Origin of the sequence: Bacillus sp. FSL K6-6038 (assembly GCF_038050455.1) — a bacterium.
GTDB lineage: Bacteria > Bacillota > Bacilli > Bacillales > Bacillaceae_G > Bacillus_A > Bacillus_A pseudomycoides.
Genome location: NZ_JBBOUH010000001.1, coordinates 4,347,908 through 4,364,892, shown reverse-complemented (window position 1 = coordinate 4,364,892; position 16,985 = coordinate 4,347,908). Strand labels below are relative to the sequence as shown.

Below are 16,985 nucleotides of genomic sequence, written 5' to 3'. Positions count from 1 at the left end.
TGCCTCTCGTTTTTTAGCATATACCATAGATTTTTTGTATAGTATAAAGGTACATTTTTTTGTTACAATACATAACGATACATAATATTCGCCACGTATATAACTTAATGATATACTTTTGGTAGAATATACTTGAAGGAGGAAACAAAATGGCAATTGTAAACGCAACTGACCAAAACTTCGCAGCTGAAACAAGCGAAGGTATTGTATTATTAGATTTCTGGGCACCATGGTGTGGGCCTTGTAAAATGATCGCTCCTGTATTAGAGGAAATCGATGCAGAATTAGGCGAAAAAGTAAAAGTAGTAAAAGTAGACGTTGATGAAAACCAAGAAACTGCTCGCAGTTTTGAAGTAATGAGCATTCCATCTCTTTTCGTATTAAAAGATGGTAAAGTGGTTGACCAAGCGTTAGGATACAAACCAAAAGAAGCGTTAGTAGAATTGGTTTCTAAACACTTCTAATTCAAAAGTCCAGCATAAATGCTGGACTTTTTTTTATTGGTTGAAATTACCTGCTAATAATATGACAACGTACATGATTTCTTTGTTGACACTTATCGTAAACGCTTTTATAATCAATTTGATAATAATGAAAATCACTATCACTTAAGGGCGTAGGGGGAAGTAATCCATGACATTAAAGTTAAAAGTATTATCTGCAGCAGCAGTAGCATCTCTTCTTTTTGCAGGTTGTGCGAAAGAGGAAACAAAAAAATCTGAAGCACAAGATAAAAAGGCAGAACAATCTGTTAAAAAAGAAGAAACAAAACAACAAGAAGCAGACTTTGTACAGGCTTACAAAGATGGAGTAACTGAACTTGAAAAAGCGAAAGATGGCAAAGAGGTTGACTTCGATAAAGTAACAAAGTTATATAAAGAAAAACTACAAGCTCTTGTTCAACAACGTGATGGTGAATTTAACGAACAAATCGACCAAACAATTACAGCTGCATTAGAAGCAGGTAAAAAGAAAGAAATGGAACCAATGGTTGTAAAGCAGCTATTTGATAAATTAATGCAAAAAGAATTCTTCCAATCAATGCGTCATGATTTCAAAGAAGTAGATGAAAAATGGGGCAAAAAAGATGATGTGAAGAAAGAAATGGAAGAAGCGCTTGCTTTTTATAAAGGTTTAGAAGGTACAGTTGGAAAGCGTGATACAGCATACGGTACACAAATGGCTTCTCAAATTAACGGCGGCTTTGATGAAATGAAAGCTGCAATTGACAAAGGTGACAAACTTGCATTTGCACTTGGTAAGCAAGTTGTAGATAAAACGTTAATGAAAACATTCTATTTTGCAACAGGTGCTCTGCCAAACGGTTATGCTACAAAAATGGTAGAAGAAGCAAAGAAAGATGAGAAAAAAGCGAAAATTGAACAAGCAGAAGGATGGGCATTTTATCAAGCTATCTATCCGTACATGAAAAAAGCAGCTCCTGAAGATGCGGACTTTATCTTAAAGCAGTTTGATTTAAAAACGGATGTGAAAACAGTCGATGCAAAAGCAGTAAATCAAGCATTTGTACGTGGATTCGCAAAAGTTGCATTAGGTGAGTATAAAGAAAGCCAAGAAAACTTTGGAAAAGACAAAGGTGCTATTACAGCATTAGAAGGCGCATTGTTCATTAATATCATCGAAAATGATTTAAAAACAGTACTTGGTGAACAGGAAACAGTAGAATTAACAAAAACAGCTCAATCTTATTTAGACGCAGTAAAAGCGAAGAAAAAGGAAGATGCTGATAAATTGTTACCACAACTTGAGGCTGCGTTAAATAAAGCTGTTGAAGCAGCGAAATAATCTGCTCATACGTATGTCTTTTTGAAGAAACCTTGTCTTGACAAGGTTTCTTCTTTTACATAGTGTGGTAGAAGGTGGTGAAATGAATGAAAGTATTAATTACTGGAGGAGCAGGTTTTATCGGAAGCCATCTTGCTTTAAAATTGTTAGAACAAGGAAAGCAAGTTGTACTACTTGATAACTTCCACTCCTATTATGCGAAATCAAGAAAACAGTTTCAGCTTGAACAAGTGCAGCGTTATGGAAATGTTCCATTTTACGAGTGCGATATTTTGCACAAGGAAGATGTGAAAGCTGTTATGCAGCAAGAGAAGATTGATGCAGTTATTCATTTAGCTGGATTTCCTGGTGTGAGGCCGTCACTTGAAATGCCAGGTGCTTATGTTGATATTAATATAAAAGGGACAAGCAACGTATTAACATGTGCAGGAGAAGAAAATGTAAAACATGTTATCGTAGCATCCTCTTCTTCTGTGTATGGAGAGCAAATGGGAATGCCTTTGAAGGAGGAAATGGCGAACGGCCGTGTCTTATCTCCTTATGCAGCATCAAAATATGGAGCAGAATCACTTTGCCATGCTTATCAATATATGTATGGATTTCAAATGAATATTTTACGTTTCTTTACTGTATATGGTCCGTGGGGGCGTCCTGATATGGCAATAGCAAGCTTTACCCGGAAATTGCTGAATGGAGAAGAAATTATTGTATATGGAAAAGGAACAGGCCGAGATTACACATATATTGATGATATTACAGAAGGAATTGCTCTTACGTTAGAGTCGAATAGAAGTGATGTATACAATCTAGGGTCGAATGCACCAATTTTAATGACCGAATTGCTTACGCAGTTAGAAAAACATTTCCCATTAATGCGTGTAAGGAGAGAAGGGCATCGTAAAGGGGATGTGACATCGACGTGGGCTGATATTTCGAAAGCGAAAGAACAGCTTGGATATGAACCTCGTGTATCATTTGCAGAAGGGTTGGAGCGAACTATTGCTTGGGCGAAACAATATCCGGATACTGTTTAATCTTTGTGGTATTTTTTTGTTATGTGTTTTTTTTGTCATATCGTGGAAATCGTTTGAAGCTTCTTCTTTGTGGAGACAACTATATGGATTATGGAAACATCCTTATACGGTAGTGCTTCTTATCATGATATATGGTGTTGCATTTTTCTTTCGTGCCTATGCTTGGCAATTGTATCTTCATCATCGTATTACAATGAAAGAAGCTTTATGTGGGTTGTTTTATAGTTTGTTTATTAATCATGTTTCTCCATTGAAAGTAGGAGATGCTGTTCGGATTGCAATTATTACAAAAGAAAAAAAAGTGACCTTAGGGGAAGGGGCACAATCAGTTGTTGTGCTCCGTATATTAGATTTGCTTATCCTTGGTATATTTGGAGCCGTAGGGATGTTTATAATGTGGGGAGATATTTTGCTGAATGCTCCCGTTATCCTCGCTTGTATATGTACTGGAATTGGTATGTTGTTTCTTATGCATAAGAAAGCACCGCAATTTGTAGAGAGTCAGTGGAAGCAATTAAAGGCAGTTTTGTTTACAGTACAAGGGATCATTATTATCTTACTGATTGTAATAAGCTGGATTTGTGAAGCTTTTGTTATATATGAAATCGCGAGTTCTCTTACATTTATACAAGCGATTTGGGTCAATAGTGTGACCATCGCGGGGCAAGTATTTCAATTAACGCCAGGCGGTATTGGGACATATGAAACGGTAATGACGTTTGCGTTAAGAGCGCTTGGGGTAGGATCAGTAGAGGCGTATGAATGGTCATTAATGAGTCATGGATTTAAGTTTATATTTTCTTATGGTGTGGGCGCACTTTTACTCGTTTTATATCCCATGGAATTGCGTTCACTTGTTAGGCAGAAGGGAGAAAACATCCGGTGGAAGAAGTAAAAAAGGCATCAAAATTTGAAAAGGTAGCAGCCCGCTGCTGGAACTTGCTGAATGAAGGGAAACCATTTACACCGATTTTTGTATTCGGTACATTTTTATTGTTTTCTATCTCACAGTTTGGACAAACTGGTTTTATTTCAGCATTTGTTAGCAGTTTTGTCCTCGTTGTACCTTTATTTGTTTTATATTATTTGTTTGATTTTCCATTGTTTTTACGAAACTATTTATGGTTTCCGTTTGTTGCCTATTTAATTGTATTTAAGATGGTTCATTTACCATTATTCTTTTTTGCATTAGGATTATATTTCTTCTTTACAATTTTATTTTGGGGAACGTTATATTATCATTTGCGGATTGGGACATCATGGCTGAACTTTACACGATTTTGGAAGCTTGTTTTGAAAAATAGTGATTCTACAAGTGGGAATGCACAGGAACAAATGCCAAAGTTTTTACTATTACTTTCGCTTTGGTATTACTACTACGAGTTCTTCCAAGAGGGTGGTACATTTAGTGGTGTAGATTGGAAAACGCTTCTTATATTTTACGGTGCTCTTCTCGTATATACACTTATATTACATCGTAATTTATTTGATTGGCAGCCGAAAGCAATTCCTACTTATACGAAGAATATGCCTGAAAACCAAAAGGCATTAAATGAAAAAGTAGTCGTGATTGTAATTGACGGTATGCGAAAAGATCGTTTTGAGGCGGCGCATACACCATATTTAGATTCACTTCGAAAACAGGGGACAGAGTTTTTAAATATGGAAACTGTATATCCGGCTCGTACAGTGGTATGTTTCTCATCTATGTTTACAGGAACGTATTCATTTGAGCATGGTATTAAATCGAATATGGTTTGGAAGCATGGAGTGAACGTAGAGAGTATTTTTGATTCTCTTCGTAAAGTAGATAAAACAGGGAAAATGTTAGCAGTTGCGCATTTAGTCGACGCGTTTGGCGATGATGTGGAAACATTTACGGCTGTAATGAAAAATGATGTTGTCGACTCGAAAATTATGGAGAAAGCAAGAAAAATTATGGATGAACAAGATCCGGATTTATTTATCGTCCAGCTTATTTCTACAGATCAAACAGGGCATAGTCGTGGCGTATTATATGATGAATATTTACAAAAAATTCATGAAGCAGATCAGCATGTGAAGCAGTTTATCGAGCATTTAGAGAAAACAGGCAAAGCAGAAAATACGACATTTATCATTTGCGCAGATCATGGACAAGCGGATGGAATTGGTGGTCACGGTCATTTAGATGAGGGCGAGCGGTTTGTACCATTCTTTATGTGCGGTCCTCATATCGCTCAAGGAATAAAAGTAGAAGAGAAGAAGAGTCTTGTTTCTATGGCACCTACAATTGCTTACTTATTAGGAGCGCCGTATCCATCTCATAGTCGTGGTCCTGTATTAGTAGAAGCGTTAAAGGAGCAGGAAAAGGAATGAAAGTAATTGTTTTTATACCAGCCCTAAATGAAGAGGATTCTATTGCACACGTCATTCAAAAGGTGCCGCGTCATTTTCATCCAAATGTAACGGTAGAAGTACTTGTCATCGATGATGGCTCAACTGATAGAACAGTAGCTGTTGCAAAAGAGGCGGGGGCTGATCACATCGTTTCATTTGCAAAAAACGGAGGACTTGGTGCAGCTGTTCGAGCAGGTTTGCAGGAGAGCTATCATCTTGGGGCTGACATTAGTGTAATGATTGATGCTGATGACGAATACCCAGCTGATGAAATCCCGAATATACTTGAGCCTATCTTTGCTGGAGAAGCAGATTATACGATGGGTTCTCGTTTTCGCGGAACAATTCGAGGGATGAAATTACATCGACGTCTTGGGAATTACTGCTTTACGATGTTGCAATGTTTGTTACTGCGGAAATGGATTCGTGATGGACAATCAGGCATGCGTGCCTTTTCTAGACAAGCCATGGAGCATGGGGAAATTATTCACGATTATAACTATGCCCAAGTCATTACTTTGAATTTAGTACGAAAAGGATTTCGAGTACAAGAAGTACCGATTACGTATAAAGTACGAAAAACAGGGGAGTCTTTCATATCTTTTCGTAAGTATATGACGCGTGTGTTTCCGGCGATTTGGAAAGAAATGACACGTCCGGTAGAAAAAGTTACGATTGACTATGCTGCACATGTATTAACAGAGGATAAGAAGTGCTCGTAGCGAGCCTTTCTTATCTTGATAATAATTATCATTAATCTCGGGAGGAACGTTCATGAAAAAAATCATTACATCATTATTTGTTGTTATTTTCTTAACATTCTCAATTCAAACAAGTGCATTTGCTTATTCGTATGGAAATCCGAACGAAGAAAAAGTTGCAGAGGCATATAAGCAAATGGTTGCAAAGCTAGATGAAAATCCGGCAAACTTTAAAGAAGCGAAAAAAGCATATGAGAATGTGCAAGAAGAAATTGATCAACATATGGGAAAAGAACCTTCTAAAGCAATGATGAAGGACTTTGATAAACAAAATAAAGAAGATATCATTGCTGATATGCAAAAAATTCTTGCGCTTAATATTAATCGCCGTTTAACAAATGTTGATGAAAAATTTACAGACTATGATACAAGCAAACGTTTATTAGCTAAAGCATTTGCTACATATGAAGCGTTATCGCCAGTTGTTGGTGAGCGCAATAAAGAGTTGGATACAAAGCTAAAGGATGAATTTAATAAAGCATTAGAATCATTAGGAAACCCAGGATTATTTGGGGTAGGTCAAAAAGAAGCAAATCAAGATGCTTTCAAGAAAAGTAAAGATGTTATTTTAACAAGTTTACAAAAAGAGTTTAAAATTAAAGACTTTAAAGTGGGACACTTCAGCGCGAATAGTCAAGAAGATAAAGTAGCTTCTGATAAAACAGAAAAAGCAGAGTGGACAGATTTAAGTAGCTTGAAAAACTGGGCTCCAATTGTAGTTATTGTACTTATACTTGTTGGGGTCATTGTATATGCTGTAAGAAAACGTAAGTAAGGATGAGGGGGAAGAGCGATGCAACTTCAGGCATTTCTCATTACATTTCGTGAAGTATTAGAAGCGTTGCTTATTGTTGGGATTATTACGACATATTTAAAGCGTACAGATAGTAAGCAATTTGTGAAATATGTTTGGCTAGGAGCAGGGCTTGCGGTTGTAGCAAGTTATATTGTCGCTCTTGTCTTCCAAGTTGTATTTACTGGTTTTGCTGCTATGGGCAGCGAAATGTATTTGAAAATATCCATTATTTTCGTTTCGGCCATTCTACTTACACAAATGGTATTTTGGATGGCAGAACATAGTAAAAATATGAAAGCCAATATGGAAAGTAAAATGAGTCAGTATATTACGGCTGGAAACATAATTGGAATGGTCGTGCACTCCTTTCTTGTTGTACTTCGAGAAGGTGTTGAAACAGTGTTTTTCTTCGCGGCTATTACAGGAGGGAATATTGGAGAAGCGATGAAAGGCTGGGGAGCTATTTCAGGCTTACTCGTTGCAGTTGTTGTTAGCTACTTATTCTTTAAAGGAACGATGCGCATTTCACTTAAAGTATTCTTTAAAGTAACGGGCGCATTTATCGTCTTAATTGCAGCGGGTCTTCTTGTACAAGGCATTTCTATGCTCCAAGATTTAAAAATACTCGGCAGCGTTATGCCGCATGTATATGATATTACATGGCTACTACCAGAGCATCCAATTGATTACGCTCACTATTTGCGTGATCATGGTACTGCACCACTTCTTTCCGGGGATATCGGTATTTTCTTAAAAGCATTTTTAGGATATTCATCGATGCCATCTCTTGAAGAAGTACTTGTGTATATCGGATATTTTGTTGTATTGTACATGTTAATCATCTTTAAAAAACCTGTTAAAAAAAAGCAAACAATAGTCGAAGAAGATAAGTCAGTAAGCTAAAAGTACAAGGAGTTTTCCTTGTGCTTTTTTTGCAGAAAGGAAATAAGATGAAACAAATATTACGTATATGGGCAGTTATTCTATTTACTAGCGCGATTTGTATTCGGTTTTTCTATGCGAGTCCGTTTGCGGCAACGTGGGACGAAGTCGATTTTACGCTTGCATTAAAGCAATATGACATATTAGCAATGCAGCCACATTTCCCGGGCTATCCTTTTTTTATTTTAGGGGGAATGATAACGCATCTTTTTATAGAAAACCCTGTGCAATCGTTAGGGATTTTTAACGCCATTATGGCACTTAGCGCAGCTTTTCCGATGTACTGGATTGCGCGTCATTATGTAAGTAGAACGAGCGCTCTTATTGTTGTAGCTGTTTTACAAACGAGCGGCTATTTCTCTATTTTAGTAACGCAGCCTATGTCAGAAGGTGCAGCATTAGCAATCGTATGGTGGTATATATGGAGTATAGAACGTGCCTTTCGTACAAAGCGTTTTCAAACTCAATTTTGGCCCGTTCTCTTCTTTGCGCTATTAATGGGCATACGCTTATCATATGCACCGTTTGGAATTGTGCTTATTTTGTTATTATGGCAACAATGGCGTGAAGAAAAATGGCGGTTTATAATCTTATTTTGTACAACTGTCCTTTCACAGTTAGTTTGGGTTAGTGCTCTTATTTGGAACATTGGTGGAATAACGGGGTTGTGGAAAATCTCTTTCGGATTTGTAGAAGGCCATTTTACCGAATGGGGCGGAGCAGTTACAGAAACGAGTGAACCACTCATTTCACGTTTCTACCGTTTACTTTCTGAAAACATCATCTTTGCAGGAATAGGCATGCACTCGTATTATCTGGTAGGTTTCTTTCTTTCCTTTTTGTTTCTATTTGTTTTACAATGGAAGAACATACGTTGCTATCCAAAGGTTATAATTGCTCTTGGAAGTTTCTATTTTCTTTGGAATTTACTTGGACAAAATATTGATAAACCGCGCCATTCTTATCCGATTGTAGCGATGTTCCTTTGTGTATTTGCTATCTCGTGGTTAAAAAGACATCGTGGTATTGTATTGCTGTTATTTGCTACAAGCCAACTTATAGTGAGTATACCGCTTATGAAAGAACAACAGGTGGAGGTACCGGCAACGTATCAGCTGGCATCATATTTAGAGGGAAAACAGCAGTCATTTATTGTATACACGTGGGAAGAGACGAGGGTTATGGAATACTTGCAGATGCCGTATGAACATAAACGTTTTTACACATATGACTATTTTTTACAGGACAAAAAATATCATAAAAATGATACGATATACGTTACAAATCATCTTATTGAAGGATTTGAAAAGCAAGGGATTGATATAAAAGGACAAATGGAACAAGTAGCTGTTTTTCGTTCTAATCCATTATTTGATCCTGTGTATCATAAAATAGTCTTATATAGGTGGAAAAAGTAAGAGAGGAGAAAGCGAGTGCACGAGCATTTAAAAGAAAAATTATCAATTTTACCAGATCAACCAGGCTGTTACTTAATGAAAGATAAGCAAGGAACGGTTATATATGTCGGGAAGGCAAAGGTGTTAAAAAATCGTGTGCGCTCGTATTTTACTGGTTCACATGATGGGAAGACACTCCGTCTTGTCGGGGAAATTGTTGATTTTGAATATATTGTTACCTCCTCGAATCTGGAGGCACTTATTTTAGAATTAAATTTAATCAAAAAATATGATCCAAAATATAATATCCAATTAAAAGATGATAAAACATATCCATTTATTAAAATTACAGCTGAAAAACAGCCACGTTTGCTCATTACGAGAAATGTAAAAAAGGATAAAGGAAAGTATTTTGGTCCGTATCCAAATGCGCAATCAGCTCATGAAACAAAAAAACTGTTAGATCGCATGTATCCGCTTCGGAAATGTACAAATATACCAGATAAAGTTTGTTTATATTATCATATGGGACAATGCTTAGCACCTTGTGTACAAGAGGTAACGGATGAACAGAATCAAGAAATTGTAGATGGAATTGTTAAGTTTTTGAATGGTGGACATAAAGAAGTTCGTTCAGAATTAGAAGCGAAAATGTATGAAGCATCGGAAAAATTAGAGTTTGAACGTGCAAAAGAATTACGTGATCAAATTTCTCATATAGATGCGATTATGGAAAAGCAGAAGATGATTATGAGCGACTTAGTTGACCGCGATGTGTTTGGTTATGTGGTGGATAAAGGCTGGATGTGCGTGCAAGTTTTCTTTGTCCGAAAAGGTAAGTTAATCGAGCGCGATGTCTCTATGTTCCCAATTTATGATGAGCCGGAAGAAGGGTTTTTAACATTTATCGGTCAATTTTATGAACAAAACAATCATTTTAAACCAAAGGAAATTGTAGTGCCAGGCAGTATTGATCCTGAATTAGTAGAGCGTTTTTTAGAAGTGGATGTAACGCAGCCAAAACGAGGAAAGAAAAAAGACCTCGTTGAATTAGCAAACAAGAATGCGAAGATCGCTTTAGGGGAGAAGTTTTATTTAATTGAACGTGATGAAGAGCGAACAATTAAGGCTGTTGAAAATTTAGGTAAGCAGCTTGACATTGAAACACCATATCGTATTGAAGCATTTGATAACTCAAATATTCAAGGGACGAATCCAGTTTCAGCAATGATTGTCTTTATTGATGGAAAATCAGCGAAAAAAGAGTATCGAAAATATAAGATAAAGACAGTTCAAGGGCCAGATGATTATGAATCGATGCGAGAGGTTGTACGCCGGCGGTATACGCGTGCTTTAAAAGAGAATTTGCCACTACCTGATTTAATTGTGATTGATGGCGGGAAAGGACATCTTGCAGCTGCTAGTGATGTGCTTGAAAATGAACTTGGCTTATATATTCCGATGGCAGGACTTGTTAAGGATGATAAACACCGTACATCGCATTTAATGATTGGTGATCCTCCTGAGCCTGTTATGCTTGAAAGAAATAGCCAAGAATTTTATTTATTGCAGCGTATTCAAGACGAGGTACACCGATTTGCAATTACATTTCACCGTCAGCTTCACGGGAAATCAGTGATTCAATCTGCTTTAGATGGGATTCCTGGAGTTGGTGAAAAGCGAAAAAAAGTATTGTTAAAACATTTTGGCTCCCTAAAAAAGATGAAAGAAGCTTCTGTGACGGAATTTGTCGAAGCGGGAATGCCGCAAAATGTTGCAGAAACCATTTATTCCTATTTAACAGATAAGAAGACGTTGTAGTTTACAATGTCTTCTATTTTTTGATATAATTTCAGAAGATTAAAAATTATTAAAAATGAATGAATATGCAATGTAAATCCATTTTGATTTTTCGACATATAAGCTGTAGCTATGAAAACAAAAACAGTTCTTCACACATTTCCTCCTTTTGTTTTCACACGGCAGGGGGAGAAAAAAGGCACTGACCGCTTCTATGCATGGCCGGATGCTCTCTCCCACCTAAAAAGAAATGGTTTATGTCGTTTTTTTAATTTGGATTTATATAGAAAAGTCAACTAAACCTATATGTCTAGTTGACTGTTAATGTAGATTCTACACTTCGATAGGATCTTTTACGTCCCATTTCACAAGAAATGTGATAGAATCCGAACGTTTTTTTTGCTCTTCATATGACTCTGCAACAACATTTCGTTGTTTTTGAATTTGTTCTGCAACAAATCCAGTTTCTAATTGGTAAGAAGAATGTCTAGTTTGCTTTTGACGCTCTGTAATGAGCGGGCTTGTTAGCTGAAAATGCATTTCACGGCGTTTATGCTCGATGATGTTCAAGCGACCCCAGCCAGCTTTTTCAAAAAAATAAATGACTTCTTCAATCGTCTCTAGCGGATATTTTCGTGCTAGGTTTCTGCCGGCCCAGTATAAGATGTCATCTAATTCTTTACCAATTAGGTCAGGTAGTACTTCTTCCCGCAGCAGTTCATAAGCGAAAGCGTGCAATGAAACATCTTCTAAAGATGCTATATCAATTGTATTTTTGCTCAAAATATTCCCCTCTTTCTATAGGGATTATTATATAACATTTCCCATTTATAAAAACAGCACTTTCTTTAGGAAAATCTAAATATATAGAAAGAAAAAAGGAAGTGGCAAATTATATGCAAATTATGTACAAATTATGTATACGTTTTCTTGACGCTTCGACAAAAATAGGAGTAAAATGAATTTGGTATCAAATTATGCTGAAATATTTCGAATAATTTTTTCAGTTTTTCTTATAGCAATAGTGAAAAAACATTATTGTTATAAACTAATACTGAAAGCAGCAGTTAAACACTCAAGGGGGGTAATGGGGACATGAAAGGCCGCGAGTATACGTTTCGCAAGTGGCACTCATTAATGGGGGTCATTCCGGTTGGTGTCTTTTTGACGCAACATTTAGTAGTAAACAATTTTGCAACAAGAGGGGCAGAGGCTTTTAACAAAGCTGCTCATTTTATGGAGCTCCTTCCATTCCGGTATGCGCTAGAAATTTTCGTCATCTTTTTACCGATACTGTACCATGCTATATATGGATTATATATTGCATTTACAGCTAAGAACAATGCGACATCTTATAGTTATTTCCGTAACTGGATGTTCGTCTTCCAACGAATCTCAGGTGTCGTTACGCTTATTTTCTTATCTTGGCACGTTTGGGAAACACGTATTCAGGCAGCAATGGGTAAGCAGGTAAATTATGACATGATGGCAGATATTTTAAGCAACCCAGTTATGTTTGGTTTCTACTTAGTTGGGGTTGTATCAACAATTTTCCACTTTGCGAATGGATTATGGACATTCTGCATTAGCTGGGGAATTACAGTATCGCCACGTTCACAACGTATCTCTACTTATGTAACATTAGCTATTTTCTTAGGTTTATCTTATGTAGGTGTGAGTGCATTATTAGCGTTCATCGATCCACAGCTAGCAAATCAGTAAGGAGTGGGAGAGCATGAAAGGGAAACTTATAGTAGTCGGTGGTGGCTTAGCCGGCTTAATGGCAACGATTAAGGCAGCAGAAGCAGGAGTAAACGTGGAACTGTTCTCTTTAGTACCAGTAAAACGTTCGCATTCTGTATGTGCACAGGGTGGCATGAACGGTGCTGTAAATACGAAAGGTGAAGGGGATTCTCCATGGATTCACTTTGACGATACAATCTATGGTGGTGACTTCTTAGCGAACCAGCCGCCAGTTAAAGCAATGTGTGAAGCAGCGCCTGGTATTATTCATTTAATGGACCGTATGGGTGTTATGTTTAACCGTACAGAAGAAGGACTTCTTGATTTCCGTCGTTTCGGGGGAACACAACATCACCGTACAGCATTCGCTGGTGCAACAACTGGCCAACAATTATTGTACGCATTAGATGAGCAAGTACGCCGTCATGAAGTAGCAGGACTTGTAACGAAATATGAAGGTTGGGATTTCTTACGTGCTGTTGTGGATGACGAAGGCGTATGTCGCGGAATCGTTGCACAAGACTTACAATCTATGGAGATTAAGAGTTTCCAAGCTGATGCCGTAATTATGGCAACAGGGGGCCCTGGTATCATCTTCGGAAAATCAACAAACTCTATTATTAATACAGGTACAGCAGCATCTGCTGTATATCAACAAGGTGCATATTATGCGAATGGTGAGTTCATTCAAATTCACCCAACAGCAATTCCTGGGGACGATAAGTTACGTCTAATGAGTGAATCTGCACGTGGTGAAGGTGGACGCGTTTGGACGTATAAAGACGGTAAGCCATGGTACTTCTTAGAAGAGAAATATCCTGCATACGGAAACCTTGTGCCTCGTGATATCGCAACGCGTGAAATTTTTGACGTGTGTGTCGAGCAAAAACTAGGTATTAACGGTGAAAACATGGTATATCTAGATCTTTCTCATAAAGATCCGAAAGAACTAGATATTAAACTTGGTGGAATTATTGAAATCTATGAAAAGTTCACAGGTGATGATCCTCGTAAACTACCGATGAAAATCTTCCCTGCTGTTCATTATTCAATGGGCGGACTATGGGTTGATTATAAGCAAATGACAAGTATTCCAGGGTTATTTGCAGCAGGTGAGTGTGATTACTCTATGCACGGTGGTAACCGATTAGGTGCTAACTCGTTACTTTCAGCGATTTATGGCGGTATGGTAGCGGGACCAAATGCGATTGAATATATGAAAGGTCTTTCAAAATCATCTGATGCTGTTTCATCTACTTTATACGAGCAAAATGAATTAATCGAAACAGAGAAATTTAACAATATTTTAACGTTAGATGGTAATGAAAATGCATATGTTCTTCATAAAGAGCTTGGAGAATGGATGACGGATAACGTTACAGTAGTTCGTGAAAATAAAAAGTTATTAGAAACAGATGCGAAAATTCAAGAGTTAATGGAACGTTATAAACGCATTAACATTAACGATACAGCAAAATGGAGTAACCAAGGTGCTTCGTTTACACGCCAACTGGCAAATATGTTTGAATTAGCTCGTGTTATTACAATTGGTGCGTATAACCGTAATGAAAGCCGCGGTGCGCATTATAAACCAGAATTCCCAAATCGTGATGATGCGAACTTCTTAAAAACTACAATGGCGAAGTTTGAAGGAGAAGGAAATGCACCGGCATTCCATTACGAAGACGTTGATGTTTCATTAATCAAACCACGTAAACGTGATTATTCTTCAAAACATGATGTAGCTGCTAAGGGTGAAGAGAAGGGGGATAAACAACATGTCTGAGAAAACAATCCGCCTCATCATTACGAGACAAGATGGACCAGATGCACAATCGTTTGATCAGGAATTTGAAATTCCATATCGCCCAAATATGAATATTATTTCGGCTCTTATGGAAATTCGTCGTAATCCTGTTGATGCAAAAGGAAATCATACGACTCCGGTTGCATGGGATATGAACTGTTTAGAAGAAGTATGTGGTGCTTGTTCTATGGTAATTAATGGTAAACCACGTCAATCATGTACAGCTCTTATCGATAAATTAGAACAACCAGTTCGTATAAAACCGATGAAGACATTCCCGGTAGTACGTGATTTACAAGTTGATCGTAGTCGTATGTTTGATGCTTTGAAACGTGTTAAGGCTTGGGTTCCAATCGATGGTACGTATGATTTAGGACCAGGACCAAGAATGCCAGAGAAAAAGCGTCAATGGGCATATGAACTTTCAAAATGTATGACATGTGGTGTTTGCTTAGAATCATGTCCGAACGTAAACAGTAAATCTGACTTTATCGGACCAGCGCCGCTTTCACAAGCACGTTTATTTAACTCACATCCAACTGGTGAAATGCATAAAGCAGAGCGCTTACGTGCAATTATGGGTGATGGTGGCCTTGCGAACTGTGGTAACTCGCAAAACTGCGTACAATCATGTCCAAAAGGTATCCCGTTAACAACTTCAATTGCAGCATTAAACCGTGATACAACAATTCAGTCGTTTAAAGATTTCTTTGGTAGCGACAATAACTATTAATTTATATTGCCTCTTCGAATCGAAGAGGCAATATTTATATAAATACAAATGGAAAAACCGACATGAAATTCTTCTTTTTGGGTGGGAGAGAGGATCCGATCATGCATAGAAACGGTAGCCCTATTCCGAGTGAAAACAAAGGGAGAAAATGAGTGTAGGTCACCTGTTGTTTTCCATAGCTGCGACTGATATGTTGGAAAATCAAAATGGATATATGGTTTTTAATCGTTTTAATTTTTCGTTTATTCTGAAATTTATTATGTGACTTATGAGAATGAGAGAAAAAGGAGAGAAAAACATGAAGAAGATTTCCTATATTGAAAACTTTGCTAGCTGGGAAAAAGATTTTTCATTTTACATTCCTGTGAAAGTTCGTTTTTGTGAAACAGATATGTTTGGACACATGAATAATGGTGTTGCTTTTACATATTTTGAAGAAGCACGTATTGAATTTTTTAAAGAGCTTGGTTTTATGCAAGAATGGACACATGAAGCATCAGAAACAATGATTGTTGTTGCTGACTTACAATGTAATTTTTTAAAACAAATTTTCTTCGATGAACATTTAAAGGTATATGTAAAAGCTGAAACAATTGGGAATTCTTCTTTGGATTTACACTATATGGTGAAAAATGAAGCGGGAGAAGTTTGCTTAGTAGGGCGCGGGGCAATGGTGCAAGCCTCAAAGAAAACGGGAAAAGGGGCACCTTGGCCCCAAGAATGGAAGCAAAAGCTATTGCAATAAAAATAAGAGAGCTATTTAGCTCTCTTATTTGTTTCACCCATTGCTTCTTCTAATGTTAAGTGATGTTTATGTAAGTATGTAGCATATGGATTACCGACGTATCTAAGGTGCCACGGTTCATATGAGTATTCTGTTGTATCTGTTTTATCTTCTAAATAGCGAATGACGAAGCCAAATTCATGGGCATGTGCTGCAACCCATTTACCTTCTTCTGTTTCACCAAAAATAGGTTCTAATTGATATTTTGCAGATTTAGAACTAATATCCATTGCAAGGCCTGTTTGATGTTCGCTCGTTCCAGGAATTGCGCTCACTGAATCTGCTTCAGCTTGTCCTTGTCGTTTTATGTACATATTATGTAATGATTGTTGTCGTTTATAAGAACGGTATCCTGATACAGCAGTAAGCTCTAGTCCTTGTTCTTTTGCTGCATGGAACATTTTTTCGAGAGCTGCACCAGCATCTTTACGAAGTAATGTTTTCTCTTTATCTTTTGGATATGCAAATGGAACGTCTGGTCTTATAAGATCGTCTGGTGTATAGCCATCTGGTAATTTACGATGTTTATTTACTAATACAAGAGGTGAATCTGGATTTGTAACAAGAGAGAAATTCTCATCTATTTTTTTAGCAGTATGAGTTGCTTTTGGGAATGTTGGAATCTCTTCTTTTGGATGTTCAATATGTTTTTGTGTTTCGACAGCTTTCGCTTCATTTTGTAATGGAGATTTTGAGCTGAAATAAGCGAAGGATGTAATACCGATTACAATCGTAGTGGCAGAAATAACAATTACCTTTTTCATAACGCTGTGTAATCTCAGTCCTTTCTTATAATTTTTCTAGTATGTTAATTATAAGTCTAGTTTCTATAAAAAGAAATATAAGAGTCGTAACGTAATAGAATTGCAAAGAAAATGTCAAAAAATGTTTGATTTTGTTGATTCATATACATACAAATGGAAAAAACAATACAAAACCTTTCTTTTTGGGTGGGAGAGAGCGTCTGACCATGGATAGAAGCGGACAGTGCCTTTTTTAGCCC

General features: G+C 37.2%; 16 protein-coding genes. 14 read left to right on the top strand and 2 right to left on the bottom strand.

Annotation, left to right across the window (positions count from 1 at the left end; genetic code table 11):
• Positions 1-149 precede the first annotated feature (149 nt).
• The 10 genes from trxA (at position 150) to uvrC (ending at position 10,936) form a co-directional block, all read left to right on the top strand.
• Positions 150-464 (top strand): thioredoxin, encoded by a 315-nt coding sequence (trxA, locus tag NSQ40_RS22945; protein ID WP_003200692.1) that lies wholly within the window; start codon positions 150-152, stop codon positions 462-464.
• 169 nt (positions 465-633) lie between these two features.
• On the top strand, positions 634-1,806 hold the full coding sequence (locus NSQ40_RS22940; protein WP_003200693.1) for a hypothetical protein: 1,173 nt from the start codon (positions 634-636) through the stop codon (positions 1,804-1,806).
• A gap of 86 nt (positions 1,807-1,892) precedes the next feature.
• A complete protein-coding gene (locus NSQ40_RS22935) occupies positions 1,893-2,840 on the top strand; it encodes an SDR family NAD(P)-dependent oxidoreductase (protein ID WP_003200695.1) in 948 nt (315 codons plus the stop codon).
• Between the two features lie 16 nt (positions 2,841-2,856).
• Complete coding sequence (locus NSQ40_RS22930) at positions 2,857-3,735, top strand: lysylphosphatidylglycerol synthase transmembrane domain-containing protein (RefSeq protein WP_080547251.1); 879 nt, start codon at positions 2,857-2,859, stop codon at positions 3,733-3,735.
• Positions 3,723-5,198 (top strand): alkaline phosphatase family protein, encoded by a 1,476-nt coding sequence (locus NSQ40_RS22925; RefSeq protein WP_018781656.1) that lies wholly within the window; start codon positions 3,723-3,725, stop codon positions 5,196-5,198. The genes NSQ40_RS22930 and NSQ40_RS22925 overlap by 13 nt, the downstream gene beginning before the upstream one ends.
• Positions 5,195-5,941 (top strand): glycosyltransferase family 2 protein, encoded by a 747-nt coding sequence (locus NSQ40_RS22920; RefSeq protein WP_033796440.1) that lies wholly within the window; start codon positions 5,195-5,197, stop codon positions 5,939-5,941. The genes NSQ40_RS22925 and NSQ40_RS22920 overlap by 4 nt, the downstream gene beginning before the upstream one ends.
• Positions 5,942-5,993: 52 nt before the next feature.
• Positions 5,994-6,755: a hypothetical protein gene (locus NSQ40_RS22915; protein ID WP_003200702.1), complete on the top strand. Its 762-nt coding sequence runs from the start codon at positions 5,994-5,996 to the stop codon at positions 6,753-6,755.
• An 18-nt stretch (positions 6,756-6,773) separates the two neighbouring features.
• Positions 6,774-7,679 (top strand): FTR1 family iron permease, encoded by a 906-nt coding sequence (locus NSQ40_RS22910; RefSeq protein WP_003200704.1) that lies wholly within the window; start codon positions 6,774-6,776, stop codon positions 7,677-7,679.
• Between the two features lie 47 nt (positions 7,680-7,726).
• A complete protein-coding gene (locus tag NSQ40_RS22905; protein ID WP_003200705.1) occupies positions 7,727-9,136 on the top strand; it encodes a hypothetical protein in 1,410 nt (469 codons plus the stop codon).
• A gap of 15 nt (positions 9,137-9,151) precedes the next feature.
• Complete coding sequence (gene uvrC, locus NSQ40_RS22900) at positions 9,152-10,936, top strand: excinuclease ABC subunit C (RefSeq protein ID WP_003200707.1); 1,785 nt, start codon at positions 9,152-9,154, stop codon at positions 10,934-10,936.
• Between the two features lie 312 nt (positions 10,937-11,248).
• Here the strand turns inward: uvrC and NSQ40_RS22895 are convergent, their stop codons facing one another.
• A complete protein-coding gene (locus NSQ40_RS22895) occupies positions 11,249-11,698 on the bottom strand; it encodes a YslB family protein (RefSeq protein ID WP_003200709.1) in 450 nt (149 codons plus the stop codon).
• Positions 11,699-12,010: 312 nt separating this feature from the next.
• Here NSQ40_RS22895 and NSQ40_RS22890 point away from each other — a divergent pair, with 312 nt between their 5' ends.
• The 4 genes from NSQ40_RS22890 (at position 12,011) to NSQ40_RS22875 (ending at position 15,943) form a co-directional block, all read left to right on the top strand.
• Positions 12,011-12,637, top strand: a complete 627-nt coding sequence (locus NSQ40_RS22890) for a succinate dehydrogenase cytochrome b558 subunit (RefSeq protein ID WP_003200710.1) — start codon at positions 12,011-12,013, stop codon at positions 12,635-12,637.
• 13 nt (positions 12,638-12,650) lie between these two features.
• On the top strand, positions 12,651-14,444 hold the full coding sequence (gene sdhA / locus NSQ40_RS22885; RefSeq protein ID WP_003200712.1) for a succinate dehydrogenase flavoprotein subunit: 1,794 nt from the start codon (positions 12,651-12,653) through the stop codon (positions 14,442-14,444).
• Positions 14,437-15,198 (top strand): succinate dehydrogenase iron-sulfur subunit, encoded by a 762-nt coding sequence (gene sdhB, locus NSQ40_RS22880; RefSeq protein WP_016116528.1) that lies wholly within the window; start codon positions 14,437-14,439, stop codon positions 15,196-15,198. The genes sdhA and sdhB overlap by 8 nt, the downstream gene beginning before the upstream one ends.
• Before the next feature lie 298 nt (positions 15,199-15,496).
• A complete protein-coding gene (locus NSQ40_RS22875) occupies positions 15,497-15,943 on the top strand; it encodes an acyl-CoA thioesterase (protein WP_018764413.1) in 447 nt (148 codons plus the stop codon).
• 11 nt (positions 15,944-15,954) lie between these two features.
• Here NSQ40_RS22875 and NSQ40_RS22870 read toward each other — a convergent pair whose 3' ends face one another.
• On the bottom strand, positions 15,955-16,746 hold the full coding sequence (locus NSQ40_RS22870; RefSeq protein WP_003200716.1) for a M15 family metallopeptidase: 792 nt from the start codon (positions 16,744-16,746) through the stop codon (positions 15,955-15,957).
• Positions 16,747-16,985 lie beyond the last annotated feature (239 nt).

Coding starts and splice junctions, on each gene's coding strand:
- NSQ40_RS22910 (WP_003200704.1), top strand. CDS start 6,774: ATGCAACTTCAGGCATTTCTCATTACATTTCGTGAAGTATTAGAAGCG.
- NSQ40_RS22915 (WP_003200702.1), top strand. CDS start 5,994: ATGAAAAAAATCATTACATCATTATTTGTTGTTATTTTCTTAACATTC.
- NSQ40_RS22940 (WP_003200693.1), top strand. CDS start 634: ATGACATTAAAGTTAAAAGTATTATCTGCAGCAGCAGTAGCATCTCTT.
- NSQ40_RS22870 (WP_003200716.1), bottom strand. CDS start 16,746: ATGAAAAAGGTAATTGTTATTTCTGCCACTACGATTGTAATCGGTATT.
- trxA (WP_003200692.1), top strand. CDS start 150: ATGGCAATTGTAAACGCAACTGACCAAAACTTCGCAGCTGAAACAAGC.
- sdhA (WP_003200712.1), top strand. CDS start 12,651: ATGAAAGGGAAACTTATAGTAGTCGGTGGTGGCTTAGCCGGCTTAATG.
- sdhB (WP_016116528.1), top strand. CDS start 14,437: ATGTCTGAGAAAACAATCCGCCTCATCATTACGAGACAAGATGGACCA.
- NSQ40_RS22905 (WP_003200705.1), top strand. CDS start 7,727: ATGAAACAAATATTACGTATATGGGCAGTTATTCTATTTACTAGCGCG.
- NSQ40_RS22890 (WP_003200710.1), top strand. CDS start 12,011: ATGAAAGGCCGCGAGTATACGTTTCGCAAGTGGCACTCATTAATGGGG.
- NSQ40_RS22875 (WP_018764413.1), top strand. CDS start 15,497: ATGAAGAAGATTTCCTATATTGAAAACTTTGCTAGCTGGGAAAAAGAT.
- NSQ40_RS22935 (WP_003200695.1), top strand. CDS start 1,893: ATGAAAGTATTAATTACTGGAGGAGCAGGTTTTATCGGAAGCCATCTT.
- NSQ40_RS22920 (WP_033796440.1), top strand. CDS start 5,195: ATGAAAGTAATTGTTTTTATACCAGCCCTAAATGAAGAGGATTCTATT.